This window comes from Enterobacter sp. TMH.L2, from assembly GCF_050847315.1.
Lineage (GTDB): Bacteria > Pseudomonadota > Gammaproteobacteria > Enterobacterales > Enterobacteriaceae > Cedecea.
Map to the genome: position 1 here is coordinate 4,132,696 of NZ_CP193791.1, position 12,766 is coordinate 4,145,461.

Consider the following 12,766-nt stretch of genomic DNA (forward strand, 5'->3'; position numbering starts at 1 on the left):
AAAGGACATTTAAACATGATTAAGTTTAGCGCAACGCTTCTGGCGACGCTGATAGCCGCCAGCGTCAATGCGGCCACCGTTGACCTGCGGATCATGGAAACGACCGATCTGCACAGCAACATGATGGACTTCGATTACTACAAAGATACGCCGACAGAGAAGTTCGGTCTGGTACGCACAGCAAGTTTGATCAATGCCGCGCGCGGTGAAGTCATTAACAGCGTGCTGGTGGATAACGGCGATATTATTCAGGGCAGCCCGCTCGGTGATTACGCGGCCGCAAAAGGGCTTAAAGCCGGGGAAATTCATCCGGTTTATAAAGCGCTGAATACGCTCGACTATACGGTCGGCAACCTGGGCAACCACGAATTCAACTATGGCCTCGACTTCCTGCACAAAGCCCTCGCTGGCGCGAAATTCCCGTACGTGAACGCCAATATCATCGACGTGAAAACCCAGAAGCCAATGTTCACGCCGTACCTGATTAAAGAAACCGAAGTCAAAGACAAAGACGGTAAAACCCAGACGCTGCGCATCGGCTACATCGGCTTCGTGCCGCCGCAAATCATGACCTGGGATAAAGCCAACCTGAGCGGCAAAGTGACGGTGAACGACATTACCGAAACCGCCAAAAAATACGTGCCGGAAATGCGCCAACAGGGCGCTGATGTAGTCGTCGTGATTGCCCACTCGGGGCTGTCCAGCGAGCCTTATCAGGCGATGGCAGAAAACTCCGTTTATTACCTCAGCCAAGTACCAGGCGTGGACGCCATTATGTTCGGCCATGCCCATGCCGTATTCCCTGGAAAAGACTTTGCCAATATTAAAGGGGCCGATATTGAAAAAGGCACCCTGAACGGCGTGCCTGCCGTGATGCCGGGCATGTGGGGCGACCACCTCGGCGTGGTGGATCTGGTGCTGAACAACGATTCTGGCAGTTGGAAGGTCACCAGCAGCAAGGCGGAAGCGCGGCCAATTTATGACAGCGTAGCCAAAAAATCGCTGGCGGCAGAAGATCAGAACCTGAAGAAAGTGCTTGAGCACGATCATACTGCAACCCGCGAGTTTGTCAGCAAGCCGGTGGGTAAATCGGCTGACAACATGTACAGCTATCTGGCGCTGGTGCAGGACGATCCCACCGTTCAGGTGGTGAATAACGCGCAGAAGGCCTACGTCGAGAAATACATTCAGGGCGACCCGGATCTTGCGAATCTGCCGGTGCTTTCCGCCGCCGCGCCGTTCAAAGTGGGCGGGCGTAAAAACGATCCGGCCAGCTTTGTTGAAGTTGAAAAAGGCCAGCTGACCTTCCGCAACGCCGCCGATCTCTACCTTTACCCGAACACGCTGGTGGTGGTGAAAGCGACCGGGAAAGAAGTTAAAGAGTGGCTGGAGTGTTCCGCCGGGCAGTTCAACCAGATCGACGTGAACAGCACTAAGCCTCAGGAACTGATCAACTGGGACGGCTTCCGTACCTACAACTTCGACGTCATCGACGGCGTGAACTACCAGATAGACGTCAGCCAGCCGGCTCGCTACGACGGTGAATGCCAGATGGTGAACCCGAAGGCCGAGCGCATCAAAGACCTCACCTTCAAGGGTAAACCTATCGACCCGAATGCCGTCTTCCTGGTGGCGACCAATAACTACCGCGCTTACGGCGGCAAGTTTGCCGGCACCGGCGACAGCCACATCGCGTTTGCTTCCCCGGATGAGAACCGCTCGGTGCTGGCTAACTGGATCGGTGCTCAGGGCGAAATTCATCCTGCGGCGGACAACAACTGGCGTCTGGCGCCTATAGCCAGCAAGCAGCCGCTGGACATCCGCTTTGAAACCTCGCCGACCGACAAAGCCGCCGCCTTTATCAAAGAAAAAGGCCAATACCCAATGAAAAAAGTCGCTAACGACGACATTGGTTTTGCTGTCTATCAGCTTGATTTAAGCAAGTAAGTGCCTCAGGCGTCCCGTTTCTCCCGGGACGCCATTACCTGCGGCAAATTCCCCTCGATCCAGTCGGCCAGCGCGGCCACTTTCTCGGCAATTTCGTGGCCCATCGGCGTCAGCGTATACTCTACGTGCGGCGGTACAACCGGGTAAGATTTGCGATCCACAAAACCGTCCGCCTCCAGCCACTGCAGCGTCTGCGCCAGCATTTTCTCGCTCACGCCGCCCATCTTGCGCCTTAAATCGCTAAAACGATGAGTGCCGTCCTGTAATGCCACTAAAATTAAGACACCCCAGCGGCTGGTCACGTGTTTCAGCACATCCCGCGAGGGGCATTTGTCGCTAAACAGATTGCCGTTGCGCAGCTGCTCGCTCAGCGTCATGGGCGCTTCGATGATTTCACTCATTTAACACTTACCTTTTTGTACGTACTTACTAAAAGTTAGTTAGGGTGCTAGTGTGGCACAACTTGTTCGAAACATCACTCAGGAGATTGATCATGATTGCGATTACCGGCGCATCCGGCCAGTTGGGCCGCCTTGTTATTGAAGATTTGTTGAAAACCGTGAAAGCCGAAGAGATCGTGGCCGTTGTGCGTAACCCGGCCAAAGTTGACGATTTTGCCAGCCGTGGCGTACAGGTTCGCGAGGCAGATTACGGGGATGTGTCAGCCCTGGTAAAAGCATTCTCGGGCGTGGAAAAAGTGCTGCTGATCTCCTCCAGCGAGGTTGGCCAGCGCGCCGCTCAGCACAACAATATTATTGCCGCAGCTAAACAGGCAGGCGTGAAACTCATCGCCTATACCAGCCTGCTGCATGCCGACAAATCGCCACTGGCCCTCGCCGAAGAACACATTGTCACGGAGCAGCAGCTCAAAGCCTCCGGCGTTCCATTCGTGCTGCTGCGTAACGGCTGGTATACCGAAAACTACCTGGCCAGCGTACCGCCTGCGATTCAGCACGGCGTGTTTATCGGCAGCGCCGGAGAAGGCAAAATCGCCTCTGCAACGCGGGCTGATTACGCGGCAGCGGCTGCTAAAGTGATGACGCTGGATAACCAGGCAGGCAAAGTTTATGAGCTGGCGGGAGATCGCGGCTGGACGCTGACCGAACTGGCGGCGGAAGTCAGCCAGCAAAGCGGCAAGCCCGTGGTTTATCAGAACCTGAACGAGGCCGATTTTAAAGCTGCGCTGCAGGGCGCTGGCCTGCCGGAAGGCTTTGCCGCGCTGCTGGCAAATTCAGATGCTGGAGCAGAAAAAGGTGGTCTTTTTGACGACAGCCACCAGCTCAGCAAACTGATCGGTCGCCCAACCACATCGCTACGCGACAGCGTGAAAAGCGCCCTTTAATTGTTAAAAAGTGGTTAATAACTAGCCCTGCACGCGGACATCTCTATAATAACGGGAGAATCCGCGTGGAGAGAAAGCGTGCAGGGAGTTCCCGAGCAGTTTAGCGATGAGATAGACAGCGCCCAGTTTCGGCATCTGCCGCAGTTGCCGGGCGTTGAGCTTTATCACGCCCATATTGCGAAGTACGCCTTTGAGCCACACACCCACGAAGCCTTCGGCATCGGGGCCATCACCTGGGGTGCAGAGCGCTTCCGCTACCGGGGCGAGCAACTGGTTGCCCCCACGGACTCGCTGGTGCTAATGAACCCGGATGAGCTGCATACTGGCGAAGCCGCCAGCGAAGACGGCTGGCAGTACCGCATGATTTACCTGGATCCTAACCTGCTGGAGTCGCTGACCGGGGAGAGAAGCTGGTGGTTTAACGCCGCCGTGAATCACGATCCCGCCCGCGCCCGCCAGGTTTCGCAATTTATTGCGGGCCTTTGGCAGGCCGAGGATACGCTCACTCAGCAGGGGCTGTTGCTGAATCTTGTTGAGGCATTTCGCCCCTATGCCCGCCATCTTCCAGGGCTTCACGAGGCGGCGAACCGCTTCGCCCTCGTCCGCGAATACCTTTACGACAACTATATGCACACTATCACCCTTGAAGATTTAGCGGGGCTGGTGTCCCTTAGTCCTTACCATTTCCAAAGGCAGTTCAAAGCCTGTTATCACGTCACCCCGCATCAGATGCTGATGGCGATTCGCCTGTGGCACGCCAAACAATTCCTCACTAACGGCATGCCCGCGGCCCAGGTTGCCGCCGCCAGCGGCCTGACGGACCAGGCGCACCTGACCCGCGCCTTTGCCCAGCGCTATGGCATTACTCCCGGGCGTTACCAAAAGCAGGTCACCCGCTAACAAGACAGCAACCTGGTACAATACGCCACAGTACGATCCCCCTACACTGCCGCTAAATTGTGTTGTTGCAGGAAATAAAGATGTTAAGTGGTGTGCTGTACGCCCTGCTGGCGGGGCTGATGTGGGGATTAATTTTTGTAGGGCCAATTATCGTCCCGGACTATCCGGCTGCCCTGCAGTCGACCGGGCGCTATCTGGCCCTTGGGCTGATTGCGATTCCCATTGCCTGGCTTGGGCGTAAGCGCCTGCGCGAGCTGAGCCGCCAGGACTGGTTTACCGCCCTGAAGCTCTCGAGCGTCGGGAACCTGATTTATTACGTCTGCCTGGCAAGCGCCATTCAGCGTACCGGGGCGCCTATCGCGACGATGATCATCGGCACGCTGCCGGTGGTGATCCCCATTTTTGCTAACCTGCTATACAGCAAAAGAGACGGCAAGCTGCCGTGGCGACGCCTTGCCCCGGCGCTGGTGGTGATTGCCGCCGGGTTAATTATGGTAAATACCGCCGAGCTTCGCGGAGAGCAGGCCGATTTCAGCTGGTGGCGCTACGCCAGCGGTATTCTGCTGGCCTTTGTTTCGGTGGCCTGTTGGGCCTGGTATGCCCTGCGCAATGCCCGCTGGCTTCGGGAAAATCCGGATAAAAACCCAATGATGTGGGCCACGGTTCAGGGGCTTTCCACGCTGCCCTTCTCGCTTATCGGTTATGTCGCCGTGTGCATTTGGATGGGCAGTCATGATTCAGGCTTTACCCTGCCCTTCGGCCCGCGCCCGGAAGTCTTTATCACCCTGATGCTGGCGATTGCCGTTCTCTGTTCGTGGCTGGGTAATCTGTGCTGGAACATCGCCTGCCAGCGCCTGCCGACGGTCATTGTCGGCCCGCTGATCGTCTTTGAGACCTTAGCCGGCCTGGCTTACACCTTTATGATTCGCCAGAGCTGGCCGCCGCTGCTGACGCTCGGCGGGGTGCTGTGCCTGACGATTGGCGTGGTGCTCGCGGTGCGCTCCAAACCGGAGAAAGCAACGGTGGTTCAGGTTTCCGAGGCATAAAAAAGCCGGGGTTTAGCCCGGCCTGCGAGAAGAAGATCCCGGCTTAAAATCGCCGGGATTTTTTAGAAGGTTTCCCAGTTCGCATCCGAAACCGGCATCACCTGTTTGGCTTTTAATTGCGGCGTTTTTACTTGAGCTGCTTTTACGAGACTCGGCGCACGACGGCTGATTTTAAACACCGCTACCGCTTCATTAAGGCGCGAAGCCTGCTCTTCAAGCGCAGCCGCTGCGGCCGCGGACTCTTCGACCAGCGAGGCATTCTGCTGGGTCACGCGGTCCATCTCCGCCACGGCCTGCCCAACCTGGTCGATACCCCGGCTTTGCTCGTCCGACGCGGACGCAATTTCACCCATAATATCGGTAACCCGGGTTACGGCACTGACGATTTCCGCCATCGTTTTACCGGCTTCATTCACCAGATCTGAGCCTGCGTTAACGCGCTCGCCGGAATCATCGATCAGCGCTTTAATCTCTTTTGCCGCCTGGGCACTGCGCTGGGCAAGCGTCCGCACTTCACCCGCGACCACGGCGAACCCACGCCCCTGCTCACCCGCTCTGGCCGCTTCTACCGCAGCGTTAAGCGCCAGGATGTTAGTCTGGAAAGCAATACCGTCAATCACGCTGGTGATTTGGGCGATTTTGCTTGAGCTGGTGGCAATTTCATCCATCGTCCGCACCACGCCTTCGACCACATTGCCGCCTTTTTTCGCGGTCGTGGAAGCGTCCAGCGCAAGACGAGAAGCCTGCCGTGCGTTGTCGGCGTTTTGCTTCACCGTCGCCGTCAGCTGTTCCATGCTGGCCGCCGTTTCTTCCAGCGAAGCCGCCTGCTGTTCGGTACGGGAAGAGAGATCGTTGCTGCCGGCAGAGATTTCACCGGCGCCGGTATAAATGGTGTCGGCCCCGTCGCGCACTACGCTGACGGTATTTGCCAGGGCGGTTTGCATCTCTTTCACGCTATTAGCCAGCAGGGCCATTTCGTTTTTGCCTTCGGCCTCAATAGGCCTGGTCAGGTCACCTGCGGCAATGGCACGAATATGATCCATCACTTCACGCAGCGGCATCAGCAGGACGCGACGCATCGCGACCCAGCTCACCACAATCACGCCGATGACGCCAAGCATGACGACGCCGAGGATCCACAGAATCCGCTGGTAGTCGGCCTGATTATCGCGCACGCCCTGGCTGGACAGCTCGGCCTGCTCATCGCGCCATTCGCGGTAGACCTTCTGCATCGCCACCTGCTTTTGTTCCGCATTCTGCTTGAACATTTGCTCGAGGTTGCCCTCGGCCAGGAAGGTGTTCATTTTGGCTAGCGTTGAAGCGTAGTTATGGTATTGCGCTTCCAGCTCATCGCTCAGGTGTGGACGTAAACCTGGGGTATCGGGTAACGCCTGATACTTTTCGAAATGGCTTTGCGCTTCCGCCAGCAGTGAATTAGCCGTGGCGACTAACTCCTGGAGCTGCCCGCCGTTGATCTGATTCGCCATGCTGCCCTGAATACGCAGCATGCCGCGGTTCAGCGTGACACGGGCCTGGTTGAGGCCGATCCAGGCATCGGTAAATTCAGCCACGTTCTGGCTGGAGAGTTGGGAGACGGTGAAGTTGTTCTTATCGTTATTGAGGGCATTGATGAAAACCGTGGCTGAGAGCAGCTGCATGAGCCCCAGCACAATTAACACGGTAACCAGTAAGGTGATAACTTTCATTCTTTTAAACATGTATAGCCTTTTATTATGCAGATATTGTCCGACGTCTAACTATCGGCAGTACCTCCTGGTTATTTATGCTTCGTCCATCAATAAACCACCATTTTTGGGGATTTTTTGTAATCATTCAGTATGTTAAGCAGAAAACATTTTTTGTGATCCACATCTCGCTATGATCGCTGCCCCGAAAGGGTTATAGTGCCCACATAAAGATGCATTTAAAATGCATCTTATATTTCATGATGAGGAATCAAGCTATGGCCTACCGCGATCAACCTTTAGGTGAACTGGCGCTGACTATTCCACGCGCTTCCGCGCTGTTTCGTAAACTGGATTTGGATTTTTGCTGCGGCGGGAAACAGACGCTGCTGCGCGCGGCAACGCGTAAGGAATTGGATCTGGACGCTATCGAAGCTCAGCTGACCGCATTATCCGAAGAGCCGGTAGAAAAAGACTGGCGCGCTGCGCCGCTGGCAGAAATCATCGACCACATTATTGTGCGCTTCCACGACCGCCACCGTGAGCAGTTGCCGGAGCTGATTCTGCAGGCAACCAAAGTCGAGCGCGTCCATGCCGATAAGCCCAACGTGCCGAAAGGGCTGGCGAAATACCTCACCATGCTGCATCAGGAACTGAGCAGCCACATGATGAAAGAGGAACAAATCCTGTTCCCGATGATTAAACAAGGCATGGGCGCTCAGGCCGGCGGCCCGATTAGCGTGATGGAAAGCGAGCATGATGATGCGGGCGAACTGCTGGAGGTGATTAAGCACACCACCAATAACGTCACGCCTCCGCCGGAAGCCTGCACGACGTGGAAAGCGATGTATAACGGGATTAATGAACTGATTGAAGACCTGATGAACCACATCAGTCTGGAGAATAACGTTCTGTTTCCACGCGCGTTGAGCGGGGAAAAATAAGTAGTTCGCCTTACAAAAAAACCTCTCCAGAAAAGGAGAGGTTTTTTAACATTTATACTGCGCGCTTACTTACCGATATTTGCCAGACGTTTCTTACCGATGAACAGCCAACCAGCCCCCAGCACAATGAACCACAGCGGCGTCACGATCAGCGCCTGACGGGTATCATCTTCCAGCGTCAGCAGGACAATCACAAAGACGAAGAACGCCATGCACACCCAGCACATCAGCTTGCCCAGCGGCATCTTATAGATGGACTTCTCGTGCAGATGAGGACGCTGTTTGCGGTACACCAGATACGAGCAAAGAATGATGGTCCAGACGAACATGAACAGAATCGCGGAAACCGTGGTAATCATAGTAAAAGCCGCAATCACGTTCGGGTTCACGTAAAGCATTACCACGCCGCCCAGCAGACAGATGCAGGAGAAAGTTAACCCTTTCGCCGGTACCGCACGTTTGGAAAGCTTAGCGAACGCTTTAGGCGCCACGCCGTCCTGCGCCAGGCCGAACAGCATACGGCTGGTGGAGAACACGCCGCTGTTCGCGGAGGAAGCCGCAGAAGTCAGCACCACAAAGTTGATGATACTTGCCGCAGCCGGCAGGCCGACCAGCATGAAGAGCTCAACGAACGGGCTCTTGTTCGGCACCACGGAACTCCACGGCGTCACCGACATGATGATGATCAGCGAGAAGACGTAGAACATAATGATGCGCACCGGGATCGAGTTAATCGCCCGCGGCAGTGATTTTTCAGGATCTTTGGTTTCCGCGGCCGTGGTGCCCACCAGCTCAATGCCCACGAAGGCAAAGACCGCTATCTGGAACCCGGCAAAGAAGCCGCTGATGCCTTTCGGGAACCAGCCGCCGTCGTTCCAGAGGTTGTTGAAGGAAGCCTCAACGCCAGACGGGGAATGGAAGCTAGTCAACACCATCACCAGGCCGATGACGATCAGCGCCACAATAGCGACGATTTTGATCATCGCGAACCAGAACTCCATCTCACCGAACATTTTCACGGTGGCCAGGTTCAGGCTCAGCAGCACCAGCACAACGGCCAGCGAGGCGACCCAGTCGGAAAGCCCGGGGAACCAGAACTGGGCGTAGGCGGTTATCGCCACGACGTCCGCCATACCGGTCACCACCCAGCAGAACCAATACGTCCAACCGGTGAAATATCCCGCCCACGGCCCCAGCAAATCTGCGGCAAAATCGCTGAACGATTTATATTCCAGATTCGATAGCAGCAGCTCGCCCATCGCACGCATCACGAAGAACAGCATAAAGCCGATGATCATGTAGACGAAGATGATGGACGGCCCCGCAAGGCTGATGGTTTTCCCTGACCCCATGAACAAGCCGGTGCCGATGGCACCCCCAATGGCAATAAGCTGAATATGGCGGTTTGTTAAATTACGCCGCAGCGACTGCTCGGTCGGCGCCTGAGCGTCGTCCGCGACTTTGACCTGATCTACCATGTTTGTATTTTCCTGTACCTGTCTGTTTTTTCAGGCTCTACTGGCCCGTGAACTGTTTTTACGTGATGTTGTTTTGTGTGATACGAGGTAAGAATCGGTGGGATAAATAATAAGCACAAGGGTAATGTTAATTTTTTGTTTAATTTGAGTGTGAAATCGCATTCACTGCGCGATATGGCTCACAAAAATACCCGTAAAACAGGTTAATGCAAGATAAAATCACGCTAGTTTATTATTAGGCAATGCAAAACCCCGCACCTGGCGGGGTTCTGAGCGCTTTACAGAATTTCCAGCAGCTCGACTTCAAACACCAGGGTGCTGAATGGTGGGATAGAAGCACCGGCACCGCGCTCACCGTAAGCGAGGTTGTGCGGAATGGTCAGTTCCCATTTGGAGCCAACCGGCATCAGGGTCAGCGCTTCGATCCAGCCAGCAATAACGCCGCTTACCGGGAACTCTGCCGGTTCGCCACGCTGGACGGAGCTATCGAAAACGGTGCCGTCGATCAGCTTACCGGTGTAATGCACGCGCACGTGATCTTTCCGGGCAGGAATTGGGCCAGTACCCTGAGTGATAACGCGGAACTGCAGGCCAGATTCGGTGCTGCTCACGCCTTCTTTCTCTGCGTTCTCAGCCAGGTATTTCTGGCCTTCTACCGCCAGCTCTTTTTGACGCTCACGACGTACTTCGTCCGCACGTTCATGAACCTCACGCAGAGCGCGGTGTACAACGTCAACAGGAACTGCCGGGGCATTCCCTTCCAGCGCGTCACGAAGACCTGCGACCAGCGCTTCTGGCAGTAAACCTTGCAGGCCTGATTCACTCAGCTGCTGGCCTACCTGTAAACCAATACCGTAACTTGCTTGCGCTTCGACGCTGTCAAAAGAAGGGGTTGTCATGGATTTTCCTTTCATGATGTTTAAAAGCAAGCCCGAAGCATAACAGCGTCAATCCGCAGGGTAAATGACATTGGAGGAAAGGTGACAAATGCAAACGAAACGGGAACAATAGCTTAAGCGGGCGCAAAACTGCGGTTCACCGTCACGGAAACCGGGATTGCCACAGGCATCAAACAGTTAGCGTTTACACTCTAAATAATTCGAGTTGCAGCCAATACCGGCAGCTTGAAGCAGGACGAGTCTATACTGGAAAGTATTCTTTTGAGGAGGGTTGCCCATGCAATTCGCTGTTAAACCATGGCTTACGCGGATTTGGCATGCACCTGAGCATATCCGCTTGTTGGATCCGTTACCTCCCCTGCACCGCCGAGGCATTATCCTTGGCTTCGCGTGCGTCATTCTCGGCTTTCTCCTGCCAGGGGCAGATAACGATAGTCGCCCGGTCTCACGCGATGCACAGCTCTCCGTACAATCTCAGTCACCGATGCAGGCTGAACTGACGCCTTCAACCAATAGCAATGTTCCAGCGACACCGGTTGAACCTCCACGCGTGGAGGAGCAACCCCAGGCTTCCGTTCCCCATGACAACAATGATATTGAGCAGCAGTGGCGCTCCTATCGCGTAGCGGCCGGCCAGACGATGGCCCAGCTGTTCCGCGATCATAATTTACCGCCAGCGGACGTTTACGCGATGGCGCAGGTAGAAGGTGACAGCAAGCCGCTGAGCAACCTACAGACCGGGCAAATGGTGCAGATCAGGCAGAATGCCAACGGGGTGGTGACGGGCTTAACCATCGATATCGGCAACGATCAGCAGGTGCTGTTTACCCGCCAGCCGAACGGCAGCTTTATTCGCGCGCAGTAAACGCGTCCGGCCTCAGAAAAGCAAAACGCCAGCACGAGGCTGGCGTTTTTACGAGCAGTGAATAAAAACTTATTCAGCTACAACGTTTACAGTCAGTTTAGCGAATACTTCGCTGTGAACCTGGAAGTCCACTTCGTGCTCACCGGTGGTGCGCAGAACGCCGTTCGGCAGGCGAACTTCGCTCTTAGCAACAGCAACGCCAGCTGCAGTTACAGCGTCAGCGATGTCGCGAGTACCGATGGAACCGAACAGTTTACCTTCGTCGCCAGCTTTGGACGCGATGGTTACGGTTTCCAGTGCGTTGATTTTCTCAGCGCGAGCTGCAGCAGCAGCCAGAACGTCAGCCAGTTTAGCTTCCAGTTCTGCACGGCGTGCTTCGAAGAACTCAACGTTTTTCTTGGTAGCAGGAACAGCTTTACCCTGTGGTACCAGGAAGTTACGAGCATAGCCCGCTTTAACGTTAACCTGATCACCCAGGCTACCCAGGTTTGCTACTTTATCAAGCAGAATAACTTGCATTACCTTATCCTCTCAAAGTCGTATTAATGGACCGTGACCGATTACTGATGACGATCAGTGTACGGCAGCAGAGACAGGTAGCGAGCGCGTTTGATAGCGCGAGCCAGCTGACGCTGGTATTTTGCACGGGTACCGGTGATACGGCTTGGGACAATCTTACCGCTTTCGGTGATGTAGTTTTTCAGCGTAGCGATATCTTTATAGTCGATCTCTTGAACGCCTTCCGCGGTGAAACGGCAGAACTTGCGACGACGGAAATAACGTGCCATATGGCTAGTCTCCAGAATCTATCAATTCAATCTGCTCGGCATGCAAGACCACTTTGTTCAGGCCATTTTTCATCTGATGACAAGTAATGAACCCATGAACCGTGATTTGCGTACCGACCGTTATACTGTGAGTAATGGCCTGGTTCGCGTGCCCGCTAACAATCACTGGCATTCGGCACCATGCCTGCCGGTTAAGACCGGCTTCCTCTTGCACAGAACGGTGCTCAAGCACGAACTGGCAGTGAGGAATTCCTGAGGGGCTGACCTTGCGAAGGGGCGTCTTGCACACTGTGCCAGACAACGCCAGGCGGTTGGCCATCATCAGAATTACTCTTCAGAATCCCCAGCATCTGCATCATCAGCGGTTTCGTTAGCGAAATCATCGCGACGCTCACGGCGCTCGTCTTTCGCTTTAACCATTGGAGATGCTTCGGTAACCGCGTGCTTAACGCGCATAACCATGCTGCGGATAACGGCGTCGTTGAAGCGGAAGTTAGTTTCCAGCTCATCGATCGCTTCCTGCGGAGCTTCAACGTTCAACAGAACGTAGTGAGCTTTGTGCAGTTTGTTGATCGGGTAAGCCAGCTGACGGCGGCCCCAGTCTTCCAGACGGTGGATCGTACCTGCTGCTGCAGTGATTGCACCAGTGTAACGTTCGATCATGCCCGGAACCTGTTCGCTCTGGTCAGGATGGACCATAAAAACGATTTCGTAATGACGCATCGAATTGCTCCTTACGGATTATTCAGCCTCCTGTCAGGGTCAGCCGCGGCCCATGGAAGCAAGGAACGTGTTTGAATTGCGGCTGAAAAATTGACGCGTAATCATACTTACCCAGGCCGCCAAACTCAAGGCCGCAGGCAAATAAATTC

14 protein-coding genes are annotated in these 12,766 nt (G+C 54.9%); 6 read left to right on the top strand and 8 right to left on the bottom strand.

From position 1 onward, the window contains the following. Positions 1-15: 15 nt before the first annotated feature. Positions 16-1,947 (top strand): bifunctional 2',3'-cyclic-nucleotide 2'-phosphodiesterase/3'-nucleotidase, encoded by a 1,932-nt coding sequence (locus tag ACREYP_RS19760; protein WP_336818310.1) that lies wholly within the window; start codon positions 16-18, stop codon positions 1,945-1,947. Positions 1,948-1,952: 5 nt separating this feature from the next. Here ACREYP_RS19760 and ACREYP_RS19765 read toward each other — a convergent pair whose 3' ends face one another. Further along, positions 1,953-2,348 carry a winged helix-turn-helix transcriptional regulator gene (locus ACREYP_RS19765; RefSeq protein WP_008460422.1) on the bottom strand — a complete coding sequence of 132 codons (396 nt, stop codon included), beginning with the start codon at positions 2,346-2,348 and terminating at the stop codon, positions 1,953-1,955. Positions 2,349-2,440: 92 nt separating this feature from the next. Between ACREYP_RS19765 and ACREYP_RS19770 the strand changes: the two genes are divergently transcribed. From ACREYP_RS19770 to ACREYP_RS19780, 3 genes are all read left to right on the top strand, one after another. Continuing rightward, positions 2,441-3,289, top strand: coding sequence for an SDR family oxidoreductase (locus ACREYP_RS19770; protein WP_336818309.1), 849 nt, complete (start codon positions 2,441-2,443; stop codon positions 3,287-3,289). A 78-nt stretch (positions 3,290-3,367) separates the two neighbouring features. Further along, positions 3,368-4,189 carry an AraC family transcriptional regulator gene (locus tag ACREYP_RS19775; RefSeq protein WP_008460420.1) on the top strand — a complete coding sequence of 274 codons (822 nt, stop codon included), beginning with the start codon at positions 3,368-3,370 and terminating at the stop codon, positions 4,187-4,189. Positions 4,190-4,269: 80 nt separating this feature from the next. Continuing rightward, the gene (locus tag ACREYP_RS19780) at positions 4,270-5,235 is read left to right on the top strand and encodes a DMT family transporter (protein WP_008460419.1); all 966 of its coding nucleotides are present in this window, start codon (positions 4,270-4,272) and stop codon (positions 5,233-5,235) included. A gap of 62 nt (positions 5,236-5,297) precedes the next feature. On the opposite strand, the gene ACREYP_RS19785 is transcribed toward ACREYP_RS19780, so the two are convergent. Next, positions 5,298-6,953, bottom strand: coding sequence for a methyl-accepting chemotaxis protein (locus tag ACREYP_RS19785; RefSeq protein WP_008460418.1), 1,656 nt, complete (start codon positions 6,951-6,953; stop codon positions 5,298-5,300). 245 nt (positions 6,954-7,198) lie between these two features. On the opposite strand from ACREYP_RS19785, the gene ytfE reads away from it, so the two are divergent. Further along, complete coding sequence (gene ytfE, locus ACREYP_RS19790; RefSeq protein ID WP_336818308.1) at positions 7,199-7,864, top strand: iron-sulfur cluster repair protein YtfE; 666 nt, start codon at positions 7,199-7,201, stop codon at positions 7,862-7,864. Between the two features lie 65 nt (positions 7,865-7,929). Here the strand turns inward: ytfE and cycA are convergent, their stop codons facing one another. Further along, on the bottom strand, positions 7,930-9,342 hold the full coding sequence (cycA, locus tag ACREYP_RS19795) for a D-serine/D-alanine/glycine transporter (RefSeq protein ID WP_039289735.1): 1,413 nt from the start codon (positions 9,340-9,342) through the stop codon (positions 7,930-7,932). Positions 9,343-9,620: 278 nt separating this feature from the next. Continuing rightward, on the bottom strand, positions 9,621-10,241 hold the full coding sequence (bamJ, locus tag ACREYP_RS19800) for a BamJ family beta-barrel-assembly machinery protein (protein WP_008460415.1): 621 nt from the start codon (positions 10,239-10,241) through the stop codon (positions 9,621-9,623). A gap of 271 nt (positions 10,242-10,512) precedes the next feature. On the opposite strand from bamJ, the gene ACREYP_RS19805 reads away from it, so the two are divergent. Next, positions 10,513-11,106, top strand: coding sequence for an OapA family protein (locus tag ACREYP_RS19805; RefSeq protein WP_034809886.1), 594 nt, complete (start codon positions 10,513-10,515; stop codon positions 11,104-11,106). A gap of 69 nt (positions 11,107-11,175) precedes the next feature. Here ACREYP_RS19805 and rplI read toward each other — a convergent pair whose 3' ends face one another. From rplI to rpsF, 4 genes are read right to left on the bottom strand one after another with little or no spacing between them, the layout of a single operon-like run. Further along, the gene (gene rplI, locus ACREYP_RS19810; protein ID WP_008460412.1) at positions 11,176-11,625 is read right to left on the bottom strand and encodes a 50S ribosomal protein L9; all 450 of its coding nucleotides are present in this window, start codon (positions 11,623-11,625) and stop codon (positions 11,176-11,178) included. 41 nt (positions 11,626-11,666) lie between these two features. Beyond that, positions 11,667-11,894: a 30S ribosomal protein S18 gene (gene rpsR / locus ACREYP_RS19815; RefSeq protein WP_000135199.1), complete on the bottom strand. Its 228-nt coding sequence runs from the start codon at positions 11,892-11,894 to the stop codon at positions 11,667-11,669. 4 nt (positions 11,895-11,898) lie between these two features. After that, positions 11,899-12,213 carry a primosomal replication protein N gene (gene priB, locus ACREYP_RS19820; RefSeq protein WP_008460409.1) on the bottom strand — a complete coding sequence of 105 codons (315 nt, stop codon included), beginning with the start codon at positions 12,211-12,213 and terminating at the stop codon, positions 11,899-11,901. An 8-nt stretch (positions 12,214-12,221) separates the two neighbouring features. Further along, positions 12,222-12,617, bottom strand: a complete 396-nt coding sequence (rpsF, locus tag ACREYP_RS19825) for a 30S ribosomal protein S6 (RefSeq protein WP_008460407.1) — start codon at positions 12,615-12,617, stop codon at positions 12,222-12,224. Positions 12,618-12,766 lie beyond the last annotated feature (149 nt).